Annotated in this window: 18 protein-coding genes; 9 read left to right on the top strand and 9 right to left on the bottom strand. The window is 44.7% G+C overall.

Annotated features, from left to right (window positions below):
- Positions 1–11: 11 nt before the first annotated feature.
- Positions 12–686: a hypothetical protein gene (locus tag NIAKO_RS13900; RefSeq protein WP_014219079.1), complete on the bottom strand. Its 675-nt coding sequence runs from the start codon at positions 684–686 to the stop codon at positions 12–14.
- 153 nt (positions 687–839) lie between these two features.
- Here NIAKO_RS13900 and NIAKO_RS13895 point away from each other — a divergent pair, with 153 nt between their 5' ends.
- Positions 840–2303, top strand: a complete 1464-nt coding sequence (locus NIAKO_RS13895; protein ID WP_014219078.1) for a calcineurin-like phosphoesterase C-terminal domain-containing protein — start codon at positions 840–842, stop codon at positions 2301–2303.
- Between the two features lie 221 nt (positions 2304–2524).
- On the opposite strand, the gene NIAKO_RS13885 is transcribed toward NIAKO_RS13895, so the two are convergent.
- Positions 2525–3508, bottom strand: a complete 984-nt coding sequence (locus tag NIAKO_RS13885) for a GlxA family transcriptional regulator (protein WP_014219077.1) — start codon at positions 3506–3508, stop codon at positions 2525–2527.
- 148 nt (positions 3509–3656) lie between these two features.
- Here NIAKO_RS13885 and NIAKO_RS13880 point away from each other — a divergent pair, with 148 nt between their 5' ends.
- A complete protein-coding gene (locus NIAKO_RS13880) occupies positions 3657–4145 on the top strand; it encodes an SRPBCC family protein (RefSeq protein WP_014219076.1) in 489 nt (162 codons plus the stop codon).
- An 81-nt stretch (positions 4146–4226) separates the two neighbouring features.
- On the opposite strand, the gene NIAKO_RS13875 is transcribed toward NIAKO_RS13880, so the two are convergent.
- Positions 4227–5318 carry a glycoside hydrolase family 43 protein gene (locus NIAKO_RS13875; protein WP_014219075.1) on the bottom strand — a complete coding sequence of 364 codons (1092 nt, stop codon included), beginning with the start codon at positions 5316–5318 and terminating at the stop codon, positions 4227–4229.
- Positions 5319–6019: 701 nt separating this feature from the next.
- On the opposite strand from NIAKO_RS13875, the gene NIAKO_RS13870 reads away from it, so the two are divergent.
- The 6 genes from NIAKO_RS13870 to NIAKO_RS13845 all read left to right on the top strand — a co-directional run bounded on the left by NIAKO_RS13870 (position 6020) and on the right by NIAKO_RS13845 (position 15181).
- Entirely contained in the window at positions 6020–7276 is a 1257-nt protein-coding gene (locus NIAKO_RS13870) for a YdcF family protein (protein ID WP_014219073.1), read from the top strand.
- 82 nt (positions 7277–7358) lie between these two features.
- Positions 7359–8234 (top strand): hypothetical protein, encoded by an 876-nt coding sequence (locus NIAKO_RS13865; RefSeq protein WP_014219072.1) that lies wholly within the window; start codon positions 7359–7361, stop codon positions 8232–8234.
- 37 nt (positions 8235–8271) lie between these two features.
- A complete protein-coding gene (locus tag NIAKO_RS13860; RefSeq protein WP_014219071.1) occupies positions 8272–11712 on the top strand; it encodes a SusC/RagA family TonB-linked outer membrane protein in 3441 nt (1146 codons plus the stop codon).
- 24 nt (positions 11713–11736) lie between these two features.
- Complete coding sequence (locus NIAKO_RS13855) at positions 11737–13272, top strand: RagB/SusD family nutrient uptake outer membrane protein (protein WP_014219070.1); 1536 nt, start codon at positions 11737–11739, stop codon at positions 13270–13272.
- A gap of 710 nt (positions 13273–13982) precedes the next feature.
- The gene (locus tag NIAKO_RS13850) at positions 13983–14450 is read left to right on the top strand and encodes an SRPBCC family protein (protein WP_014219069.1); all 468 of its coding nucleotides are present in this window, start codon (positions 13983–13985) and stop codon (positions 14448–14450) included.
- Between the two features lie 56 nt (positions 14451–14506).
- Positions 14507–15181 carry a hypothetical protein gene (locus tag NIAKO_RS13845; RefSeq protein ID WP_014219068.1) on the top strand — a complete coding sequence of 225 codons (675 nt, stop codon included), beginning with the start codon at positions 14507–14509 and terminating at the stop codon, positions 15179–15181.
- Positions 15182–15281: 100 nt separating this feature from the next.
- On the opposite strand, the gene NIAKO_RS13840 is transcribed toward NIAKO_RS13845, so the two are convergent.
- The 6 genes from NIAKO_RS13840 to NIAKO_RS13815 form a co-directional block, all read right to left on the bottom strand.
- Positions 15282–16712, bottom strand: coding sequence for a TolC family protein (locus NIAKO_RS13840; protein WP_014219067.1), 1431 nt, complete (start codon positions 16710–16712; stop codon positions 15282–15284).
- On the bottom strand, positions 16705–19872 hold the full coding sequence (locus tag NIAKO_RS13835; RefSeq protein WP_014219066.1) for an efflux RND transporter permease subunit: 3168 nt from the start codon (positions 19870–19872) through the stop codon (positions 16705–16707). Before NIAKO_RS13835 ends, NIAKO_RS13840 begins: the two co-directional genes overlap by 8 nt.
- Positions 19873–19897: 25 nt before the next feature.
- Positions 19898–20938 (bottom strand): efflux RND transporter periplasmic adaptor subunit, encoded by a 1041-nt coding sequence (locus NIAKO_RS13830; RefSeq protein WP_242675517.1) that lies wholly within the window; start codon positions 20936–20938, stop codon positions 19898–19900.
- A gap of 232 nt (positions 20939–21170) precedes the next feature.
- Positions 21171–21551, bottom strand: coding sequence for a hypothetical protein (locus NIAKO_RS13825; protein WP_014219064.1), 381 nt, complete (start codon positions 21549–21551; stop codon positions 21171–21173).
- 185 nt (positions 21552–21736) lie between these two features.
- Positions 21737–24172, bottom strand: a complete 2436-nt coding sequence (locus NIAKO_RS13820) for an outer membrane beta-barrel family protein (protein ID WP_014219063.1) — start codon at positions 24170–24172, stop codon at positions 21737–21739.
- A gap of 112 nt (positions 24173–24284) precedes the next feature.
- On the bottom strand, positions 24285–24710 hold the full coding sequence (locus NIAKO_RS13815; RefSeq protein WP_014219062.1) for a hypothetical protein: 426 nt from the start codon (positions 24708–24710) through the stop codon (positions 24285–24287).
- A 131-nt stretch (positions 24711–24841) separates the two neighbouring features.
- Between NIAKO_RS13815 and bla the strand changes: the two genes are divergently transcribed.
- Entirely contained in the window at positions 24842–25705 is an 864-nt protein-coding gene (gene bla / locus NIAKO_RS13810; RefSeq protein WP_014219061.1) for a subclass B3 metallo-beta-lactamase, read from the top strand.
- Positions 25706–25850 lie beyond the last annotated feature (145 nt).

Below are 25850 nucleotides of genomic sequence, written 5' to 3'. Positions count from 1 at the left end.
TCACAAATTTATTACGGGTTTATTCGTGCCACCGGCATGGTAACGATCAGCAGGATAAGGGTTAGAAAAAATATACTACTGGCAAAAATCAGACAGGTGTAAGCTACTTTTATCTTTGTAAGTTTGGTGCCAACAGCACAAAGGAACACAACGAGGCTAAAGATAACTGTAAACAAGGTATACTTATCGGAGAAGGTATTGTTCCGCTTTGCTTCACGCCATAATTCTTCCGCCTTGCGCATGGCTGAGTCTGATGAATTTTTTGACACCTGCGTCATTCGTTGATAGGCTGGCATATTCAGGGGATTGGCTGGCGAGTTGGTGTTTTTCAAAGGGTTTGTGTTAAGCCAGTTTGTTAAAATATGTGCTAATTCAGAATCGCTCCGTTTCAGGTAATAATCGATCCTGTCCTGCCGTTTATCTATAACGGCTTCCAAAAAACTCAAGGTGATCGATGCATCCATTTCCCGTTGCTGGGCCGCCAGCACGGTGAATTCATTGGCCCGCCGGTAACAAATATTGGCCTCCGCCATCCGGAAATCCTGTTCTCCATTCCAGAGCGTGCTTTGGTAAGTGCACCAGGCTACTACCAGGGAAGCAATAGATAACAGCACAGTGCCAATAATTTCAAGCCGGGTCCTACGGTCAATTTCCTGGGCGGGTTGAGTATTCGTATTATTCGTCATATATATTCATGACACCACTATGGGCTACTTCCATCCAGGTTATTAACCGTTAAATGTGTTTACTTCCTTTTTAAAAGACGTTTAAAAAAGGTTACATTTTCTTAATACAGGTTTCACGAGCTTTAATTTCTTATATAAATACCTTTCCGGCCTATGCAAAGAAGACATTTTTTAAGAAGCCTCGGATTATTATCTGCCATTCCGGTAGTACCTGCAGCCGCTATGGCCAATTCAGGCGCCGGTAGTAAAGCAACAGGAACAGTAACAGGTAAAGTAACAGCCCAGGGCCAAGGAATAGGTAATGTAGTTATCAGCGATGGTTTTGGCGTTACAAAGACCGATGCCAGCGGTAAATACAGTTTGATCGTACACGATCAGGCGCAGTTTGTGTTTATCAGTCTGCCCCCGGGATATACCATCCCCAATGAAAAAGGCATCGCACGTTTTTACGCAGCAATTAAACGTGACACTTCCGGCCAGGTAATTGATTTCCCGCTTACCAAACTTTCGTTGAATGACGATAAACATGCGTTTATTGTTTGGGGCGATACGCAGATCCAGGATAAGGAAGATGCCAATAAATTAAAAACCATTTCGGCGCCCGATACCCGCGACCTGGTGAAAGAATTAGGCAATGTACCTATTCATGGTATTGGTTGCGGTGACCTGGTGTTCGATCATTTTGAATTGTTCGCCGATTATAAAGAGGCCGTTGCCACTACCGGTATTCCTTTCTTCCAGGTGATCGGTAACCACGATATCAATTATGAAGCCCGTTCCGACGAACAATCTGCGGATACTTTTCATCAGCATTTTGGCCCGGCGTATTACAGCTTCAACCGGGGCAAAATACACTACGTGGTGCTGGATAATGTGTTTTACATTGGGGCCCACCGTTATATCGGCTATTTACACGACAACCAGCTGGCATGGCTGGAGAAAGACCTGCAAACTGTTCCCGCCGGCAGCACGGTGGTGGTGTCGTTGCACATTCCGCTCGATGATGCATTAAAAGGCGCCCGAAAGAATGGCAAGGAAGCAGGTACCAGCAATCGCGACAGCCTGTTTAGTTTACTGAAACCTTATAAAGTACACTTCATGACCGGTCATACGCATTTTAACGTGAACTGGGTGGAAGGAAATATGATGGAACACAACCACGGTACCGTATGCGGCGCCTGGTGGAGTGGTCCCATTTGTGGCGATGGTACTCCCTGCGGTTATGGTGTGTATGAAGTGAATGGCGAAGACATAAAATGGTATTATAAATCCACCGGTTTCCCAAAAAACAAACAGCACATCATTTTCAAAAAAGGGGAAGTGAGCGCAAAACCAGAGGCCGTGGTGGCCAATGTTTGGAACTGGGACCCGCAATGGAAAGTAGAATGGCAGGAAGATGGAAACGACAAAGGCGCCATGGAACAAATAGTGGGTTTTGATCCCGAAGCGTTTAAGTTATACAAAGGTGGTACGTTACCGGTTCGACACACCTGGGTAGAACCGGTTGAAACAGATCATTTGTTTGCCGCTGTTCCTTCGACCACAGCCAAAAGCATTACCGTAAAAGTAACCGACCGCTTTGGTAATGTGTATACCGAAAAACTGGAGTTAGCGTAATGTAGAAATATAGTCCTGAGCGGAGCCTAAACAGCTGGAGTGGGCATTGCCGGGCCCGGATGTGTTCAATATCAGTAAGTCGGGCCGCACCATTGGTTTCGTGAACAATGGCGACAGCAGCCTGAATTCGTTGATGATGAACGATGAGAACCTTAAGAAAGCAGCTGAACATACTGGTGACTGCCCTTACGATTTCATTGTGATGGCTCTTTCGCTCAGGGCTAATTTAATTTACCTTCTTTATTATACTTAGCTTTATAGTCAAGCGGAGATAACCCGGTGATCTTTTTAAATACTTCCCGGAAAGCTTTGTCGTCTGAATAACCAACATCGTTCATTACCTCGAAAACGGTCTTACGGCCATTCTCCAGCGCCCGTTTGGCTACTTCCACTTTTACCCGTTGTAAATATTCCACTGGGGTATTGCCGGTAGCTTTTATAAACCGCCGGTCGAAGTTGCGGCGGCTGACGGCCAGTTTGGAAGCGAGGTCTTCAAATGAGATCTTCTCGCCCAGGTTTTCTTCAATAAAAGTCTGTGCTTCACAAACCAGGTCATCACCATGGTTCTTTTGGATCTGGAAGATCAGAAAAGGCGATTGTGAAGAGCGCTCAATATCTATCTGAAATATTTTTGAACAGTAAATGGCTGTTTGGCGGTTAAAGTATTTTTCAACCAGGAACAAACAAAGGTTCAGAAAGGAGAATGCACCGCCATTGGTATAAATTCCCGGTTCGCTGGCAATGAGTTTATCCAGGTGTAAATTGATATTGGGGAACAGGCGTTTGAAATCAGTAGCCACATTCCAGTGAGTAGAGCAGGTTTTTCCTTCCAGTAAACCGGTGGCGGCCAGCAAAAAGGCGCCTGAACAAATACTGGCAATTTCAGCCCCGTTTTTATATTGTTCCCTGATCCAGTCAACCAGCTCCTGGTTTTGTTGTATGATGTTGTCAAAATCACGACAGGCCAACGACGGAATAATTACCAGGTCGGTTTTTTTTATATTCCTGATATGTACCGGATGGATGGTGAACAGCCCGGCATCCAGTTGCAATTCCTCCTCATAACCTGCTACCTGGATGTTCATTTTAGACTCATTGCCAAGCCGCTGCCAGTATTCATTGGCCCGCTTCAGAATTTCATATGTGCCGGTAATGCTGCTTAAATTAACGTCCTGAAACGGAACCAGTATCACCACCTGTTTCATAACAAAGAATTTATACGCTAAAGATACGGTATTACTTTGTCCAAATCAACCCAGTAAAATGTCTAATTACCACCCAGACCATCATACATTAAGACAGTAGCTTTGTTAGAGAAGGCACAGGATTTTAAATCATTTAAATTTTATACTTATGGCATCAAAAGACTTTACAACATCCATTGAAGTAAACCAAACACCCGCGGAAGTATTCAAGGCAGTCACCAATCCCCGTGCCTGGTGGTCACTGGAAATTGAAGGCAATACAGAAAAGCTGAATGAAATATTCAATTATCATTATAAGGACGCGCACCGGGCCCAAATGAAATTGATTGAAGTGGTGCCGGATAAAAAGGTAGTTTGGCAGGTGCTCGATAACTACTTCAATTTTACCCAGGATGAACATGAATGGAAGGGCAATACCATTGTTTTTGAGATAACCCCGAAGGGAAATAAAACGCTGCTGCAATTTACCCAGGTTGGATTGACCCCGGAAGAAGAATGTTATGATATTTGTGAGAAGGCCTGGGGAAATTATATAGAAAGCAGTTTGTACAACCTGATCACTACTGGTAAAGGAGAACCGAATCCGAAAGAGGGTGGTTTTAATGAACAGATATTGCAGGAGATAGGAAAATCGTGAATCGAAGAATAGTTTTTAGGTTCGTAAGTTATTAAGTTCGTGAGTTATTTACTTTAACTCACGAACTTAATAACTAAATAACTATTTCTGCGAATGCACCGTCTGTATACTTCCATCAGGATTATAAAACAGCTGCGTCACCTTCACATTGCGTAAATGTGTTTTGCCCGACAGTTGAATGTCGTGATAGAACAAATACCATTTGCCATCTTTCTCAATTATGGAATGGTGATTCGTCCAGCCCTCTACAGGCGCTAACAGCAAGCCTTTGTAAGTAAAAGGCCCGTACGGACTGTCGCCAATGGCGTATACGATGTTATGCGTATCGCCGGTTGAATACGAGAAATAGTATTTACCATGGTACTTGTGCATCCAGGATGCTTCAAAAAAGCGTTTGTCATTGTTTTTCTCCTTGTATAAATTACCGGCGCTGTCCAGTATTTTTATCTCCTTCACCGGTTCCGCAAACGACTTCATGTCTGCACTCAGTTTGGCTACGCGGGGCAAAATAGCTTGTTGATCGGGCTGACGCAATTTGCCGGCGCTGTCGTATTTGTTGTTATTCCATCTTTGTAATTGTCCGCCCCAGATGCCGCCAAAATACATATAGTACGAACCATTGTCGTCTTTGAATACACAGGGGTCGATGCTATAGCTGCCCTTGATGGGTTCTTTTTCGGGCGTGAATGGTCCTTCCGGCGTTTTTGACGTGGCTACACCAATCTGGAACACATCCTGTTTGTTTTTTACCGGGAAGTACAGGTAATAGGTGTTGTTGGCAAAAGCCGCATCGGGCGCCCAGAGCTGGCGGCCGGCCCAGGGAATGTTTTTGATGTGCAGGGCCACACCATGGTCGGTTACTTTACCGCCTACAGAATCCATGGAAAGGATATGGTAATCCATCATGTTGAAATGGTCGCCATTGTCGTTTTCCGGTGTTCCCGTAGCCGTATCATGCGAGGGATAAATGTAAATGCGGCCATTAAATACATGGGCTGAAGGATCGGCAGTATAAATGTTCGTTACCAGTGGTTGCGAAAGATACTTGTTGTTTTCGGTAGTGGTTTTTACTGTGCTTGAATCTGAAGCCGGCGCCGCTTTGTCTGATGCGGCATCGTTACAGCTGCAGATAACAGCGATGGCAGAGGCAAGAATAAAACTGTTTCTTTTCATATGTTTTGTTTGTTGAACCGTTAAATCGGGTTATTTAGTTTTTATAATTGTTCCAAAAAACATTCAATGAAATAAGTAAACAAAGACCCGGACTGTAATCAACTGCATGAAAAAAAATTTCAATTGAATTTACCGAAATAAAATTAAGGGCGTGTCTTCAGGATATAATCAATATATACATTGACTGCTGCAACCGGTGACGCATTGGCGAATTTATATCATTTTTAAAGAAAATGTAACCGATTACAAGAATAAATCCGATTGTTTCCTGCAAATATTAGCAAATACGTCGGTTGGCTTCCTGTTGGAATTATGATATATATGTAACCGATTACAGGGAAATGAAGAATTTAAAATGAAGAACAGAGCAATGAAAAGTGAATACAAAATGTCGAATGTCGAATATCAAATGTTGAATGCCGAAGTGGAAAACCCTGTACTCCTAATTGACCCGAAACTTGTCAACCTGTTAACGTGTCAACTTGTTAACTGGTCAACCTGTTAACTGGTCAACCTGTATTTCACTTTCTCCTTTTTCTTTCCACATTTCTAATTTTTAATTTCTTCCTCCCCATATCAACTCTATCAACCTGTCAACCCTCTCAACCGACATTTACATTTAATAATAGCATAATGTCTTCTTGACAATAGCATAACCCAACTAAACCAATTTTGCAGTCGATTATTCCAACTAAGGCAACATGAGGATACTTGTACTGGCTACACTTTTAATTGGTATTGGTTATATAGTAAATGGTCAACCGGCCGCGCCCGATCCACACTACAAACTGATCAGGGGCAACAGCTTTGTGCAAACAAAGAACTACTATTTACTTACGCTGTTACAGCAGGACAGTGTGGTGCGCCAACTATTGGAACGCGATACCGTACTGGCAGCGATAGCGACAAATAAATTATCGGGGCTCTCGAAAGCCGGACAGGAGTGTACGGGTAATTTGTCGTGTTACGCAGAACGCATGGAGTTCAGCGAAAAAGAGATCAGTGACATAAGCGCCCGGTTAATGGTATTATATAATAATAGTAATGCGCTGGGCCGCCTGGTGCAAAAGCATTTGATCGCCTCCGGCGCCTATGTATTATATAAAAACAGTACGCCTGCCGAGCTGCTGGTTAAGGCCTGGGAACAGGACGCCCGCGGTATCAACTTTGCTATTGGCGTGTATGCCGAAGGCAAGAAGCCAAACTATCCATTGATTGATTCCATCAGCTTTAATGTAAATGATAAACGCTACGGTTCGTTATTGTACACTTCCACTTATACCGTAGCCAGTGAATGCGCCAATGTCAGGCTATTTTTTGTGCCTTCGCTTACCTGTGCGCTCCGTTACCTGGAGATAAATGAACGGGAGCAGGCAGCAGATTATGAACCCATGGCCGAAACGGTAAACAAAGCTGCTTACAACAGGGTGAAAACAATTAAGTGGGATGCCTATCCTTACGCTGTGATCCTGGTGCCGGGAGCGGGCCCTGAAGATCTTCAGACACCTTTAAGTGCAGAAGGTATGTTGCGCTGCAGACTGGCTGCCGTGCAATATAAAAAAGGCGCAGCGCCTTTTGTGATGGTGTCGGGCGGTAAAGTACATCCCTACAAAACCACCTGGTGCGAAGCTGTTGAAATGAAAAAGTTCCTGATTGAAAAATTGAACATACCTGAAAATGCCATCATCATTGAGCCACATGCAAGGCATACCACTACCAACTTACGAAACTGTGTACGGCTCATATACCGTTACGGAATGCCCTTCAACAAAGCCTGTATCACTACCACCTCAGTTGGGCAAAGCATGATGATCACAAACACGCTTGCCGCGAGATGCTTAAAGGAGTTAAATGAAGTACCCTTTCAAAATGGCAAACGCCTCACTGAAACGGAAGCTGAGTTTTATCCGGCCATTGATGCATTACAGATTAATCCAACAGAACCATTAGATCCTTAGTCCGGCTTGCCTGTAACCCTGATTCGTTAACCCCGGTTTAAGCGGGATACATTTTTACCTGTTCATATTAAACTAACTGTTTATGAAGATAACCAGCATGGCCATTGCATGCCTGTTCCTGCTATTTGCAGAAGACCATCCTGCCAACATCAATATGCAAATTGCGCAGGCGCGTACCGTTGATTCCCTGGGCGCCTGCCAGGGAGCTTCTTTTCAGGAAGGACGCCTGTTCCTATATGGCGACCGCGAAGTAGGTATGATCAGGGAGTTTAAAATAACCGGCGATTCACCGGTATATCTCAATAAGGAATGTAAGCTTACGGAGAATGGGGCAGATGTGATCAATCATCCAACCGGTATTGCCTGGAATGGCCATTCACCCACCTTTATTGGCAACAGCATCCGGCTCGATGCAGCCGGTACTAAATGGAAAGCAGTTATCTACTGTGTAAACTGGCAGCGGTTGTTAAACACCGGTACCCTGGATGGCAACCTGCTCAATACCATTGAAGATGATGCCTGCATCCAGGGCACCCGGCCCGAATATGTGCAATACAAGGGCAAATGGTATGTGGCTACTGCCGATTATGGCGGTAAAGGAAACGAAGTAAGATTGTACGATCCTGCCTTACTGCAACATGCAAAAAAGACCAGCGAAAACGGCGTGCTGGTAAAAAAGTTTACCTGCACACCCTGGGTGCAAAACCTTCACTGGATCCCCGCAAAAAGTATGCTGGTGCTTATTCAGAATCAAATAGAGGGTAGAAGGTGGCGCTTCACCTACCTGGATCTTAATAAATCAATAGAAACAGGCGCGCAGCAGGTAATTAAGGTGGTAGACCCTGACCGTACCGATGAACTGGAAGGATTTACATTCCTCGGTAACGATTCAAAAGGAATAGCGGTCAGCTCATCGCGAAAAGACAATGTAAACAACATGCAGATCAGCTGGGAATAGCAATTAAAGTAAAAACTACTCACAAATAAAATCAACAATGGGAAAGGTAATTCAACACAAACGTTTCACAGCAAGTTACAGAAGCATTTTCCGGCACCTCTGGTGGTGGACATGCATTCTTTGTATGGTTATGGGAACCCCGGTACTGGCGCAAACCGGTAAGGTTACGGGTACGGTAACCGATTCAAAAGGACTGCCATTGCCTGCTGTAAGTGTGCAGGACAAGAAGACAAACAAAACGGTGATGACAGATGAAAGCGGAAAGTTCAGCATCGAAGCCGCAGCAAACACCACGCTCATCTTCTCTTATACCGGTTTTGCAAAACAAGAAGTTAGTGTGGCAAACCAATCAGTGATTGTTGTTAAACTGGAAGACGATATAAAAACCCTGGATGAGGTGTCTATTGGTTATCAGAAATTAAGAAAGAGTGATGTAACCGGCGCCATTTCCAGCGTAAAAGCCAGTGAGCTGAACCTATCAACACCTACTATCAGTCAGGCGCTGGTAGGTAAAGTAGCGGGCGTACAGGTATCACAGGTGAGTGGCGCGCCTTATTCCGGCGCAAAAATCCGGGTGCGTGGTATTGGCTCTATCAATGCCAGTTCTGAGCCATTGTATGTAATCGATGGTTATCCTGTGGGCGGTAACGTTACCCAGGGACCGGGCAACGGCGGCGGTGGAACGAATGGCTATAATCCTGCTACAGCAGGTAACGACGTTTTTATTAACCCCGATGATATTGAATCAATAGAGATATTAAAAGACGCGGCCTCTGCTGCTATTTATGGTTCCCGGGCATCAGGTGGCGTAGTACTGATCACTACCAAAAGAGGAAAAACAGGTAAAGGAAAACTGAGCTATGATTTCCAGCTTGGCAGTCAGTCGCTTGCTAAAAAAATAAAACTGATGAATGCCGACCAGTTTACCGATCTGTTTGTAAATGGCCGGAATGCCAACTACAAAGACATCCTGATCTCAAAAGGATTGGCCTGGGACGATAAATTTTATTCCGATGACAATGCTACCCGGGTGTCCAAATCAGGACAAACTGCAGGCAACTGTTCTGTTTGTATTATTAAAGACCTGTATGATTTCCCCACTCAAAAAATAATAGCCCCCAAGTATAATACCGACTGGCAGGATGTGTTATACAATAATGCACTGGTAACAAGACACAATCTTACTTTCTCAGGTGGTAATAACGGCATTCGTTACCTGGTAAGTGGCGGCTACCTGGATCAACCTGGAATTTTAAACAGTACTTTCCAGCAACGCATTAACTTCAGATCAAATATCGATGCTGAAGTATCGCCTAAATTAAAGATCTCTTCCAGCGTATTTGTAACCAGCACTAATAACCGCGAGGTACAGGAAGGCCGGTTTAACCAGGGTCCTATCCTGGGCGCATTGGTATATGTACCTATCTTCCCTGCCTTTAACCCCGATGGCAGCCCGGCTTTGTCGTATGCCAATGAAGGCGCACAGATTGATGGTTATACCTATGCATTTCAGGGTATTGAGAACCCATTGGCACTGGCGCAACGGGTGAAAATTACCCGTAAAGGTGTTCGTACCACAGCCAATGCCAGTGCAACTTACCAGATCCTGAAAAATCTTTCCTTTAAAGTAAACCTGGCTGGCCAGTCATACAAAGAAAAGTATGAATACTATTTTCCCACTAATTTAAGTGCCGGTATAAGCGGACCGGGTTCGCCCGATGCGTTGAAGCAGGCAAATGCCGCCGCACAAAACACGGACATCCAGGACAGGCTGGCGGAGTATACCCTGAATTACAATAAAAAGATCGGTAAGCACAGCTTTAATTTATTAGGTGGTTATACCGCCCAGCAAACTACTACCGACGTATTGGCTGTAGCAGCAAAAGATTTCACGAACGACCTGTCGCAGGAGATCACCAATGCCGGTTCTGCATTGGGAGATTCCTACCTGCTCACCAATTCGCCCGGAACTACCGCCGGCGTTAATGTGGCCAATACCGGTAAGTCAAACGTTACGCTGGTGTCTTATTTAGGCCAGGTGGTATATAGTTATGACAGGCGCTATTCATTGACGGGGTCATTCCGTACTGATGCTTCCTCCCGTTTTGGTCCTCAGAACCGTTGGGGTAAATTCGGTTCGGTGTCTGCCGGTTGGGCTGTTTCCAATGAGTCGTTTTATAAAGACTGGTTAGGTGCAGGCTCAACGCTGAAACTGCGCGCCAGCTGGGGATTAACAGGAAACAACAACATCCCTAACTACGGCTACGAGCAGAGTGTAACCGGCTCCGGTGGGGTTGTTTATGGCAATACCGTATACAATTCAAACTGGGCAAATGGGATTGCAGACAATACCCTCGGTTGGGAATCTACCTCGCAATTTAATTTTGGCGGCGATATTACTACCCTGCATAATCGCGTGTCGATCATTGCCAACTATTATATCAGTAAATCGTATAACCTGCTGTTCTTTAAAAACGTCTCTGCAGTTACCGGTGGTTCCCAGGTGCTCACCAACCTGCGTAATTCAAATGTTCGCAATACCGGTTTCGATCTGCAGCTGGATGTAAAAGCAGTGCAATCGAAAGATTTCAATTTGAACGTGAGTGGTAATATAATGGCTAACAGAAATAAAGTGATCAGCCTGGGGGGCGCCAGCGAAATTCAGGTAGCCGGTGCTGAAAGAAGCTATATTACCCACGTAACCCGCGAAGGGGAGCCTGTTGGTTCCTTTTATGGGGTGAAAGTAGCCGGGATGGTTCGCCAGAGTGATATGGACAATGTAAATGCCGACTGGGCTGTGTACAAAGCCAATGGCAATAAAATTCCTCCCGGCTACAAAATGAAAGCATTCCCTATCTCTACTTATTCCACCACGCCTTTAAATCCAGGTGATCTGTACTTCAGGGATACCAATGGCGATGGCCTGATCACCGATGCTGATAAAACTGTAATTGGTTCGCCCTATCCGAAGTTTACGTATGGTTTTAATATCAACATGAACTATAAACTATTCGACTTCAGTGCATCTTTCAACGGGTCACAGGGCAACAACATCATCGACGGCCAGGACTACTATATCAGAAATATGGAAGGTTCCGGTAACCAGTATGCTGTTATTGATCAGCGTTACCGCAGTGAAGCGCAGCCTGGCAACGGTCATGAATACAGAAGCTCACGTGGCAGCTCGCAAAGTAACAGTACCCGGTTGAGCGATTACTATTTACAGAATGGTTCTTATTTCCGTTGCACCAATATGACCATTGGGGTTAACCTGAATGCGTTGGCGGTTACCAAAAAGATCGGTCTCGCCGGTTTGCGCTGGTATGCAGGTGTTGACAATGCATTTACCATTACCAAATACCTGGGCTACAATCCTGAGGTGGATTACAACAACGGTTCTAACCTGACCCCGGGCGTGGATTATGGTAAATACCCGTTGGCGCGTTCTTTCAACACCGGTGTAATGGTAACATTCTAAAACAACAATCATTAAAAGATATTTATGCGTAATAAGGTTTTAATATTTGCAGGTATGCTGTCACTTTCGGGCCTGGCCGGTTGCAGCAAATCCTTTGTAGAGCAAACAAATCCCAATGCGGCGAACGTTGACAACGCCTATAAAACAGAAACAGATGTGGCCGCAGGCGTGAATGGTGTATACCAGGCGCTGCGAAGCAGTAACTGTATAGGCGAAAGCGCACAGTTGTGGACAGACGACCGGGCAGATGATGTAAATACAACCGATAACCAGTCGAACAACGGGGAGCCATTCCAGTTCTCAGCCTTTGCCATAGTTCCCAGTAACAGTTATTTGTACAGTCACTGGTCGGCATTATATACGCCCATCGCCAGGGCTAATATTATTTTATCAATCATAGATAAGATCACTTTCGCCAGTAACGATACCAAAACCCAATATGTGGCCGAACTAAAATTCATCAGGGCATTGATGTATTTTAACCTGGTGCGCGAATTCGGCGATGTACCATTGGTGACAGACCGCATAAAAACTGCTGATCAGGCTGCCGCTCTGACCTTCCGCGTAAAAAAAGAAGATGTATATACCCAGATCGTTGCCGACCTGAAGGATGTGTTAAGCAGCAATTTGCCGGTAGCACAATCAGCAGCCAATAAAGGCCGGGTGTCATTACAGGCCGCTAATGGGTTATTGGGACAGGTATACCTGACAATGGGCACCACCCTGGCAAACGACAAAACCACCAATTTGAACAATGCCAAAACCTACCTGATGGCATGTTACAACCAGAAAACCTTCAACAACCTGAGCGATATTCCTTTTGTGGATGTGTTTGATGTAAATAAGAAAACCACCAACCCCGAGATCATTTTCCAGATCGTATACAAGGAAGGTGACCAAACTTACTCCTCCGCGCTGGCAAGAAACAATCAGCCAAAGGGCGACTCCATCAACGTTCCATTGTTTAAGGCTACAGGAACAGGTGGATTGTTTACGTTGGATCTGTTGAAGGAGTTTGAAACAGGCGATCTGCGTACCAACTTCTCCATCACCTATTCAAACGGTAATAAGGGGTATTTCATCTCAAAGTTCCGGGATATCAATGCTGCGGCTACCAAAGATGGTTATGGTGGTAACGATTGGATCCTGATGCGCTATGCAGATATTATCTTAAACCTGGCAGAGGTAAACATGTACCTGGGCGATAATGCTACTGCTATCACGTACCTGAACATGGTGCGCGCACGTGCCCAACGGAATGATTATGCTACTATGATGGCGACCGATGCCAATTATAAAGCCAGGTACCCAACGTTGAAACTGGCTATCCTGCATGAAAGAAGGGTAGAGCTGGCGTTTGAGCACCATCGCTGGCACGATTTAACCCGGTTTTTTAGCGCTGCCGAACTGGTTGATTATTTCCATGGAAAAAGCCAGGCCGATTTCGATAACTCTCCTTTGACGAACATTACTACCAAGGATTATTATTTTCCCATTCCCCTGAAGGAATATTTGTTGAATCCGGCGGGAATGTATCAGAATGATGGTTATGTGCAATAGACAATATGCAATAGGCAATGGGCAATAGACAAAATAATGCCGGCAAATCAGTTTGCCGGCATTATTTTTTGCTGCTTTCTTTAAAGATCGGGATGAATCTTGTTTTGATTGGACACGATTTTTAGAATAAAGCCAAATATTTAAAACAACGAGGCATTTTGATCAAACTTTGTGGCATATCTCATTAAAGATGCCGCATTTAGGACTAACTATAAGGCATTTCGAACCAACATTGGAGTAACCTGACATAACATTGGAGCAACCTGGATAAACATTGGACCAACCTGGGTAAACATTGGAGCAACCTGGTATAACTTTTGGGCAACCCTGCATAACATTGGCACATAAGTTCATAACAATGTAGCATAGTAGCTTATTTATGGTGAAAAGTACTAAAGATATATGCAAAAGTTAAGCAGATATGCACTAATCTAACAAACTGATAGTCCAAAGTTGGTCCTGGATGACTATAAGTAAAGAATTGATGAGATATAATAAACTTCTGATGAGTTATTGTGAGTTACGGATGAGTTATAATTGGCCATTAATGAACCATAATGAACTACTGGTGGCTTATTGTGAATTTTTAATGCGTCATAGTTTGCCAATGATGCCTCTTTTTTTGTCCAAAATCCCCTTCGTTAAAGTCCAGATAGCACCCGCTCAGGGAATTAGTTAGACAATACATTTGTTGTATAAAAATTATAACCATGACAACGTCAAACTATTCTGCCACCTTTCTGGTAGAGCAAACACCCGCCGGGGCATTCAACGCTATCAACGATGTTCGCAGCTGGTGGACGGAAAACCTGGAAGGCCAGTCAAAAAAGCTGAACGATGAGTTTACGGTTTATTTTGGCGACGTGCATGTGTCAACGCAAAAGCTGGTGGAAGTAATTCCCAATAAAAAAGTAGTATGGCTGGTAACTGACAGCAACCTTAATTTCGTCAGCGACAAAAGCGAATGGACAAACACCCGGATCAGTTTTGAGATATCTCCCGTTGATGGTAAAACCCAGGTGCGGTTTACGCACATGGGCCTGGCGCCCGAAGTGGAATGCTACGATGCCTGTTCCAACGCCTGGAGTGAGTATATTCATCAGAGTTTGTTCCCGCTTATCAGTACAGGAAAGGGCAGGCCTACACCTGCTGAAAAAGCTCCCGGTAAAGCGGTATAAATTCAACTGCAATACCAAATGGCCCCGGATATTCGTTACTGGGTAAATGACTCGCTATGACACTGGTAGAAACAATCAGCGGCATTAACCAGGAACTGAGAACGCAATTGGAAAAGTTTCAATGTGAGCGTGGTGAGCTTCGTTACCAGGCGCCGTCCATGGTTTCCTTAAGTGGAATAGATGCCTATGACAAGCCTGTCCTGATCTGGCAAACGGGGTCCAGGCTGGGTTACCTGTTGTCGCAGTATGTAGACAAGCAAGCCGATTGTGGCGGTGTTATCATTGCCATAAGATTACCCGATCAGTTTTTCTATACCCCGGTGGCGAAAGCGGCTATTCAACAACAGGCTAAACAAAGAGCAACAGAACAACAGAACGAAGCGTCGCAGGCCAAACTGAATTTGCGTCAGGAGCTGGCGCAAAAGCGAACTCCTTTTGGCTGGGAACTGGCTGAAAAAGTAGCCAATGCCGTACAGCGTAACAACTCAATAGGGTATGGCCACCGCGATTATTGCGGTATGGGGTTCGAATACCGCCAGGGAATATTTTTCTATGGTGAGTTATGGGATGGTGCTATGCCGGAAGCCACATACGAATGGTCATCAAAAGAAGGTTTTGTAGCCTGGCTGGCACACCAGTCTGATGCTTCGCTTGGCCGCCTGGAGGCGCAGGATTCTTTTTATTGGGGCAATCAAACCATTACGAGAGAACGATTGATTTCACTAGGCTGAACGCTTAATGCCGAAGGCTGAAGGCGAAATACATAAATACAAAGCCTCGCGCAGAAAATGCGCGAGGCTTGAATTTTTTGAGGCCTTTCACGTTTCACGATTACTTCCAGCCTCCTCCTAAATTTCTGTAAATATTAACTACCGCGCTCAGCTGATCTTTCCTGGTTTCAACCAAATCCAATCTCGCTTCCAGCGCATCGCGTTGCGTCATCAGTACTTCCAGGTAATCGGCGCGGGCATTCTTAAACAGGTCGTTTGAAATGCCGATAGAAGTGGTCAATGCATCCACCTGTTTTGATTTCAGGTCGTAGCTTTTTTCCAGGTTGCCGATGTTCGATACCTGGTTCGACACTTCCATGTACGCATTTACAATGCTGCGCTGATAATTGTACAGGGCCTGCAACTGTTTTGCATTGGCGCTGTTAAACTCGGCTTTGATCGCGTTCCGGTTTACCAATGGTCCCATCATTTCGCCTGCCAGGTTGTACAGGATTGACTCGGGTAAGCGGAACAGGTAAGCCGGGCTGAATGCATTCAAACCTACAGCTGCCGACAGCCCCAGTGAAGGGAAGAATTCAGCGCGGGCGATCTTTACATCCAGTTTTGCTGCCGCCAGGTCCAGTTCCGCCTGTTTAATATCCGGGCGGTTGATCAGCAATTGCGAAGGAATGCCTGAACTAACAACCGCAGGTACCAGGTTGACCATATTGGTGGTATCTCTGGCGATCGTTTGCGGGAACCGGCCTAACAAAAAGTTGATCCGGTTTTCGGTCACCTGTATGTTTTGCAGCAGGTCATACTCCAGGCTTTGCGTTTTCAATACTTCCGCTTCAAATTTCCGCACGGCCAGCTCTGTTACCCGGGCGGCTTCTTTCTGGATCTTTACTATTTCCAACGCATCTTTTTGCAGGGCGATGTTCTGGCGAACGATCGTCAACTGGTTATCGAAGGTCAGTAATTCGTAATAAGAATTGGCGATTTCGGCAACCAGGTTGGTCACAACAAAGTTCCGGCCTTCTACCGTTGATAAATACCTGGTAATGGCTACCTTTTTAGAATTATGCAGTTTATGCCAGATGTCTGCTTCCCAGGTGGCAAAAGCGGCTACGGCAAAATCGCCCAATGGATCGGGCATTTCCTTACCGGGTTTGATTTCGGTGGTGGCATCACCCGCGCCCTGGCTGGTGTACCGGCCCACTTTCTCAACGCCTGCGCCACCTCTTATGCCCACTTGTGGCAGTAATGGCTGCTGTCTGAATTTTATATCGTTCCTGGCTATTTCCACCTCCTGTAACGTAATCTGGAGTTCCTGGTTACGTTGCAGCGCAGTATCTATCAGGTCTACCAGGTGTTTATCGGTAAAGAAACTCCGGTAGGGGAGCGCTGCAATATTGGTGGTATCTTGTTTGTTGTCGTAGGATACAGGTACCGACTTGTTTTCGTGAACCTCCACAACGGCCGGTACTTTACAACCTGCTATAGCCAAACATAGGTATGCCAGACTTACGGATCTCTTGCTGAATTTAAACATTATGATCTATTTCTTCAGTTAACGGATTTTCTTCTTCGTCTGTTACAAGCTTTCTTTTCTCTGCGATCTTACCGAATATGAAATACAATCCGGGGATTATCAGCACGCCAAATACTGTACCGAAAAGCATACCGCCGGCTGCGGCCGTACCAATGGTTCTGTTACCTACTGCACCGGGACCGTGTGCGATACACAGCGGGATCAAACCGGCAATAAAGGCAAATGAAGTCATCAGGATGGGGCGGAACCGCACTCTGGCGCCTTCCATCGCAGCTTTCAATACCGTAGCGCCTGCGCGATGCCGTTGCACCGCAAACTCTACGATCAACACGGCGTTCTTACCCAACAAACCGATCAACATTACCATGGCTACCTGTGCATAAATATTATTCTCCAACCCCGTTAATTTCAGCAACAGGAATGAGCCGAAAATTCCCGGAGGGAGTGAGAAGATCACCGCCAGCGGCAGAATAAAGCTTTCATACTGCGCAGAAAGTACCAGGTATACGAAGCCCAAACAGATCAGGAAGATGACTATGGCGCCATTACCCTGGGCTACTTCGTCTTTTGAGATACCTGCCCAGTCGATACCAAATCCTCTGGGCAATCTTTTTTGCGCCTCTTCGGTAATGATCTTAATGGCTGTACCACTACTATAGCCAGGTGCCGCTGAACCACTTATCATTGAACAGTTGTACATGTTATGCCGGTTGTTCTCCGACAGACCGTACACTTTTTCCATTTTCATAAAGGCCGAGAAGGGAACCATCTCGTTCTTATCATTCTTCACATACAGCTTTAAGATATCTTCCGGTAATGCCCGGTATTGCGGCGCTGCCTGTACAATTACCTTATACTGACGGCCGAATTCAATAAAGCTGATTTCATAGTTACTTCCTATCAGGGTAGAAAGCGTGTTCATGGCATTGTCGATGGTGATGCCTTTTTGCTGGGCAATGTCATTGTCAACGCTCAACATATATTGGGGGAAGCTGGCGCTGAAAAAGCTGAATACCGATGTTAGTTCCTTTCGCTTACTCAGTTCTTTTACAAACTCATTGCTTACCTCTTCCATTTTTTTATTGCCATTTGTTCCTGCTCTGTCCAACAGGCGTAATTCAAAACCGCCCGCTGCACCATAACCGGGAACCGCTGGTGGCTGAAAGAATTCAATGTTAGCGCCCGTAATATCTTTTGATTTTTCTTCCAGTTCCTCAATGATCTCATGCACCGAGTGCTTTCTGTCTTCCCAGCTTTTCAGGTTGATGAGGCAGGACCCTGAGTTGGATCCGGTACCTTCATTAAGGATCTCGTAACCCGCCATGGATGAAACAGATGATACGCCTTCAATGCCCTCGGCAATTTTTTGCAGTCTTTCTGCAATTTCATTTGTTCTTTCCAGTGATGATCCCGGCGGTGTTTGAATTACCGCATAGAACATACCCTGGTCTTCATTGGGGATAAAACCTGAAGGAACACTTTTGTTAAAGAACCATGTTCCGGCACAAAAAGCACCCAGGATAAGAAAAGTTACCAGTCTTCTGTTAACAATACCGCCCAGGATTTGCATGTATTTCCCCTGCATGCGGTTAAAGCCGTTATTGAAGCCATTGAGGAACAGGTTGACCGGGTTTTTGCTTTTCGCTTTACCATGGGTGTTCTTCAGGATCATGGCGCACAAGGCAGGTGTAAGCGTTAACGCTACCACACCCGACAAAATAATGGCGGTTGCCATGGTGATAGAGAACTGCCGGTAGAAGATACCCACCGGGCCGCTCATGAACGCCACCGGAATAAATACCGAGGCCATCAGGAAGGTGATGGCAATAATGGCGCCCCCGATCTCATGCATAGCTTTTTGAGTAGCTTTTCTGGGGGAGAGGTGTTCTTCTTCCATTTTGGCATGCACCGCTTCAATGACCACAATGGCGTCATCCACCACCACACCAATCGCCATTACAAGGGCGAACAGGGTGATCAGGTTGAGGGTAATGCCAAAAAATTGCATGAAGACGAATGTACCAACCAATGAAACCGGTACGGCCATCGCAGGAATAAGGGTAGAACGCCAGTCGCCCAGGAACAGGAATACCACAATACCTACCAGGATAAACGCTTCCACCAGGGTGTGCACTACTTTTTCAATAGAGGCATCCAGGAATTTAGAAACGTCGTAGCTGATCTCATAATCCATTCCCTTGGGAAAAGAACTGGCCTTGATCTCTTTCAGTTTGGCCTTTACGTTCTCAATTACCTGGCTCGCATTACTACCATACGATTGTTTCAATACAATGGCGGCAGAAGATTTGCCGTTCAGGGTAGAATAAATATCGTACATCGAGCTGCCGAACTCCACATCTGCCACATCTTTCAGGCGAAGGATCTCGCCATCGGAGCTGGACCTTAAAATAACTTTTTCGTATTGCTCTTTTGTATGGAACCTTCCGGTATACTTTAGTACATATTCAAACGACTGAGACCTTTTACCGGAACTTTCACCGGTTTTACCGGGCGAGGCTTCCAGACTTTGCTCATCGAGCGCTTTCATCACTTCATCGGCCGAGATCTTGTAAGCCAGCATCCGGTCGGGTTTTAACCAGATACGCATGGCATATTCACGGTTACCCAGAATGTCGGCAAAACCCACCCCGTCGATTCTTTTTAATTCGGGAAGCAGGTTGATATCGGCAAAGTTGAACAGGAATTTCTGATCTGCGTTCTTGTCGGTGCTGTACAGGTTGATGTACATGAGCATGTTGGATTCCTGGCGGGAGATCTTTACCCCTTCACGCACAACCAGTGGCGGTAGTTTATTTACCACCGACGCAACCCTGTTTTGAACGTTCAATGATGCCTGGTTAGGGTCGGTTCCCAGGTTAAATACTACGTTAATTTCAGCCTCACCGTCGTTACCGGCATTAGAGGCGATGTATTTCATGCCCGGAACGCCGTTGATGGCCCGCTCCAGGGGAATAATAACCGATTTGATCATCAGATCACCGTTTGCCCCAGGGTATTCTGCAATTACATTCACCTTCGGCGGCGAAATGGAAGGGAATTGTGTTACGGGCAATCCCATAATGGCCAGTACTCCCAGGAATACGATTACAAGGGAGATAACTATTGATAGTACCGGTCTTTGAATAAACTTATTAAACATTCACTACACTTTAGATATTGAATAACTATTCTGCTTTCAACCGCAGGTTATGGATTACATCTTCTGGTTTCTCAAAGTCATAGGCGATCTTATCGTCATCCTTTACTTTCTGAACACCTTCCAACAGGATCTTATCGCTTTCTTCCAAGCCACTGGCCACTACATACAGGTCGGCCAATTCGCCGGTTAAGGTGACGGCCCTTGATTTCACTACATTGTTTTTATCGATCACAAAAACATACTTCTTGTCCTGTATTTCGTAAGTGGCTTTTTGCGGAATGATCAATGCCTGGTGTACAGGAACAGTCATCAATATCTTACCTGTTTCACCATGTTTCAACAGGCGGTCGGGGTTAGGGAATTTTGCGCGGAATGCAATATTGCCGGTTTCGTTGTCGAATTCGCTTTCAATAGTTTCTACCACGCCGGAATATTTGAGCGGCTTGTTGTTGGCCAGTAACAAACCTACTTTGTAACCGGTACCCTTGCCATTGGCTTTGTACTCGAGGTATTCGGGTTCCGAAACATTGAAGTAAGCAAACATTTCACTGTTGTCCGACAAGCTGGTAAGCAGTTCGCCTTCATCTATCAGGCTGCCTAGTTTTTTGGGCAGGCGATCGATGGTGCCATCGAAGGGCGCTCTGATCTCAGTGAATTGCAAATGGAGTTTTGCCAGGGCCATTTCTGCCTTGGCCTGGTCCAGTTTTGCCTGTGCCTGCGCCTGTTCATTTTTAGATACAATGTTTTTGTCTGCCAGCGTGGTGGAGTTGGCCAGTTCAATTTCCGCAGATTTGGTTTCTGCCTGCGCTTTCAGCACTTCTGCCTCATAAAATTTGGGCATGATGCGGAACAACAACTGGCCGGCTTTTACAAACTGGCCTTCATCTACATAAATGTTTTGCAGAAATCCCTTTTCCTGGGCTCTGATCTCGATGTTCCTCACAGACCTGATCTGCGAAACATACTCCTTTACAAAGGACGTATCCATTTTAACAGGAGAGGTAGCAATGTACTTGCTTACTTCTTCTTTTTCTTCTTTTGTGGATTTACAACTTGTATTGCACATTAACGCAATCAAGCATGAGAACAAAACAACTCTCTTCATGACAATAAATGGGTGTTATGCGATTGACGCTTTTTAAAAGCAGGGTTTACGTTGGGGATTGCTATAGAATTAGCTAAAGAATTATCAGTCGCGCCAGGGGCATGATCTTACTTATAAAGCAGGAGGTATGTACTAATAACAAACGTCAGCAAAAAAGGTCGTGATCGGTTTCCTGGGTCTCTGATAAGTATCCTCAGATCCTTAAAACACGTTGGGTTATGTATTTAAACGCAAAAAGACTGTAATATGGCTTTGATGATCTGAAACGGCTAAAGAGACAGGTTAAAACAAAAGACGCGCCGAGGGTATATAAACCCCTGGCCAGTAACTTATATTTTCTTGCGTTGGAGTCGTTGGAGTCTTCATCTTCCAGATCGGAGATAAAGTTGCTGCCCGGTTCACCAGGGTTGATGGCCTTAACGACAGACATACCCTGTTTATTGTCTGTAAACTTCACATTACTTTTTACCAGGCGAAAAGAAGAGTAGTTAAACCCGGTTATACCTGTATACAGGTAATTATATCCCCCAAAGAGGATATAAAAGAGGCATACAATAATAACAGCTACTCTCATCAGGCCTCAAAACTAATAAGTAGTTCGGGGGTTAAAAACTTATTAGAGGTCCTTAACAAGTCATTTGCAAAAACGTAATTGATTCATGATGTGAATTAAATTACCAGCGTTTGTTAATAAAAAATCTGTTATTATAAAGTTAAACGCAATGTTATTTTGTTGTTAAGCGCAATAAATTTTTTGTATCAATTACCAGATGGTGCAGCAGGTTTGTTAAGCAGGTCATCATTATTCACGCCTTTCTTTTTTGATACACTTTCTGTCAGTTTGCCAAAATTCCAGGTCAATGCCAGCACGCCGCCGCGTCTGATGACGGTTGTAGTATTGGTATTATAGAAATTCTGGTCTTTGGTTATGTTTTTATAAGCCCTGTTTTTCTCATAATAGTTGACTCCTCTTATCGAAATCAGGAATTTGTCTTTAAACAACTTATAGTTCAACGCCACATTGTGCCAGGTATTGAGCGGGTAGGTGGTTTGAATGGAACGGGGTTCCTGCCAGATTCCAAAATACGTGCTTACAGAGAATTTATCGGTGAATTTATAGCTGGTGTTAAAGTTGAAATTGACCCCAATACCACTGTTCGACTGGGTGGCATCGGCATTATTGGTGACTTTGCTGTAGCGAAGCGCTCCGTTTACATACACACTCCATTTTGGTGTGATCTTCGTATTAAAGTTCAAACTAACACTTGTTTGGTATTCTTTCCCGATGTTCAGGCTGGTTGTTTTGGTAATGCCCGTTTGCGGATCAAAAAAGGAATATTGCAGGATTTTATTGCCGCTGTAACTGCCTTCAATATTAATTCCGCTAAACGTATTGCCCTTGCCATACCGCAGCTGACCGCTCAGGGCATGCATGGTTTGTGGACCCAGGTCGGGGTTACCGGTTGTTATGTTCAACGAATCATTGTTGACTACAAAGGGATTCAGGTCATTTATATAGGGGCGTTGCAGCCTTTTGGTATAGGTAAATACCAGGGTGGTGGCGGTATTTAACTTGTTCGTGAATTGAATATTGGGCAGCAGGGTGGTGTAATTGCTCTTTACCAGTTTCTTTGAAGCAACAAAATCACCATTTACCGTGGTGTATTCAACCCGGGCGCCAAAACGGAAGCTTGATTTCTTCAATTTTATGTTATACATGCTGTAAACACTGAGCACATCCTGGCTGTATTTAAAATAATCTGTGTTGGCGACATTTATTTTATAATCTTCAGTTTCGCCGTATTTGATCTGGCTTCTAAAATCGGAACTGGCCCGGCGTAAAATGGCTTTGGCGCCTCCCTCGAACCGGCTTGTTTTATTGATGGGAATAATATTATCCAGCTGAAATGTATACTGGTTGTTGATGGCATAACTATTATTAATAAGGTACCTGTCGGTGCCGGGGTTATCCTGCACACTGTTCAGATCGTTTTCGTTTTTGCCGAACTCCCCCAAAAAACGAAGGCTGAATTCCCGTTCTTTATTGCTTTTGTAATGTTTTATATAATCGCTGCCAATGCTGTAGCCGGGATTATTGGTTTTATTATTCTGGTTGAAATTGCTCACGGTTGAAGGATCGCTCAGAAAATCGGTAGTAATGGTTTGGTTGGTTACCTGTTTGTTCGACCAGCTATCGATATTGGTATACAGGCTGATGGTGTTCAGACTGTCTGCTTCAAAACTCAGCTCTGCATTGCCAAAGCTCCAGGCTTCACTGTTGTACCGGCCCCCGTCGAGCGTTCTTTTAGCGTATGCAGTTTGTGAAGTTGGGGTAGTGATGTTGGTGGTGTGTTGTAAAACCGGGTCGGCAACACCTTTGTCCATGAAAATACTGAACCCGAATTTGCCCACTTTGGCATTCCCATTTACCGCCAGGCTATTGATCTTATCACTCGTTCTGGAAAAGGAAGAAAGCGTACCATTGTAGCCTACTATTTTTTTCTTGGTGATGATGTTGATGAGCCCGCCAATACCCTCGCCATCGTATTTGGCAGACGGGGTAGTGATCACCTCAATTTTAGAAATAATGGCGCCGGGAAAACCCCGCAACGCTTCTTTCACATTCCGGGCGAACATAGCAGTTTCACGGCCATTCAGCAACACCTTGAAGTTTGATTTGCCGTTGATCTTTATATTATCATCCCCATCGATGGTTATAAATGGGGTTTTGCGCAGGATATCAAGCGCAGTCTCTGTTTTATTGGACGGGTCGTCTTCCACATTGAGCACGGTTTTTTCATCCGACTGTTCAACCAACGGCCGTTGCGCGGTTACTACTACTTCCTTTAATATCCCCGTTGTTTTAGCCAGCTGAACAGGCTCCAGTTGCATATCACCGCCTGTTGCAGTAACTGTAACGGCAATTCTTTTTTCTGCAAACCCGGTATGGGTATAGGAAATTACATAATTACCGGTATCGGGTTTGTTGAAATGAAAACTTCCCTGCTCAGTGGTTAAAACAGTTTGCAGGGGTTTTGTATTGTTTATTTTAAACAGGCGAACTGTTGCAAATGCAAGCGGTTTTGTACTGTCTGTAACAGTGCCGGATAAGGTGGTGATGGTTTGGGAAAACGACAGGGCGGACAGGAAGAGCAGGATTGCGGTAAAACTGCAAAGCAGCGTTGGTTTGTTCATAAATGCTCAATTACGGGAATCAATCAATCATTCGGTTGCAAGAATAACGAAACTATTCGTAGGTTGAGTATTAATTGTGATGAACGGCGCCTTTTTGACAATTTCAGGCTTTTTAGAAATCGATTGAAAAATTGGTGTTTCTTAATTCATCTGCGGTATAATCATACCGCTTCAGCACCTGGTAGTTTTGCCTGATCTGCGCCCAGGAGGTATCATAATGCAACCTTTCTGCTTCGAAGACAAAGATGGAAAGTTTGTGGCCGGGTGAGAACATTTCTATTTTGTCTTCTATACATCTGTTGTCTTCTGAAATAAAAACAGTCCGGGTGTGTGGGCTTACATAGTTGCCAGCGATCAACGGGTTTTGGAAATTAATGCTGGTATCGGGATAGTCATAACTGGATACCACATATACCGGCATATTTGTGGTGTTATTCAACCATAAACTGTAATGGCAGCCGTCGGATTCTTTCCTGCAGGTCATAGAAAGAAAGAAGAATGGCAGCAGCACCAGCAAAAAAACGCAGTTAGATTTCATTTGAAATTTTTATGTAACAGATTGGCAAAAAAAGTATAGCCACCGTTGCCTGTATTATAGTTCTGTTTACATTTTAACATTTAATTTTACTGTATCACTTCTCATTTACCTACTGACTAAAATTTATTTAGATGTTCAGAAAAATTTTAATGTTTGTACTCGTTTTATTCGTTGTGCACGCTTCCGTTCAAGCCCAAAAGCTGGCGCCATTACCTATAAATAACAAGGAATGGTCTGCCCCCACAGAGCCCTTCCGGATTGCCGGTAACCTGTATTATGTGGGCACTTATGATCTCGGCTGTTATTTAATTGCCACGCCCAAAGGGAATATCCTCATCAATACCGGTTTGGCCGAATCGGTACCCATGATCAAAAAGAACATAGAGCAACTGGGTTTTAAATTTTCCGATCTAAAAATCCTGTTGACTACCCAGGCGCATTTTGACCATGTTGCCGGTATGGCTGAAATAAAAAAGCTGACCGGCGCTAAAATGATGGTTGACGCAAAAGACGCAAAAGTACTGGCCGACGGCGGAAACTCCGATTACTATATGGGCGGGAAAGGTCCGTTATACCTGCCGGTAAAAGCAGATAAATTATTGCACGACCAGGATTCTATCAGCCTGGGTGGAACGAAACTCGTGTTGTTGCATCACCCCGGTCATACGCAGGGCTCCTGCAGTTACCTGGTTACAGTAAAGGATGATAAAAGAAGTTATACCGTGTTGATCGCGAATATGCCTACCATTTTGCCCGATACCAAAATGACCGGTATGCCTGGCTATGCAGACATCAGTAAAGATTTTGCTTATACGCTGGATGCTATGAAAAAACTGCAATTCGATCTGTGGGTAGCATCGCACGCCAGTCAGTTTAATATGCATGAAAAAAGAAAAGATGGCGCCGCCTATAACCCCGAAGCTTTTGCTGACCGGGCGTTGTATGATAAGACATTGGAGGAAAGAACTGCTGATTATAAGAAATTGACACAATAGACAATAGGCAATAGACAATGGACAATAGGCAAGGGTTCGCGAAATGCAGTGGTTTCGATTATAGTCAAACTGACGATGTTAAGGAATGATTTGTTAATTGCCAATTGCCAATTGGCAACAGAGAAAAACGGGGCATTTATCATTA

It is taken from the genome of Niastella koreensis GR20-10 (assembly GCF_000246855.1).
GTDB classification, from domain to species: domain Bacteria; phylum Bacteroidota; class Bacteroidia; order Chitinophagales; family Chitinophagaceae; genus Niastella; species Niastella koreensis.
This window is presented reverse-complemented; position numbering and strand designations above follow the sequence as displayed.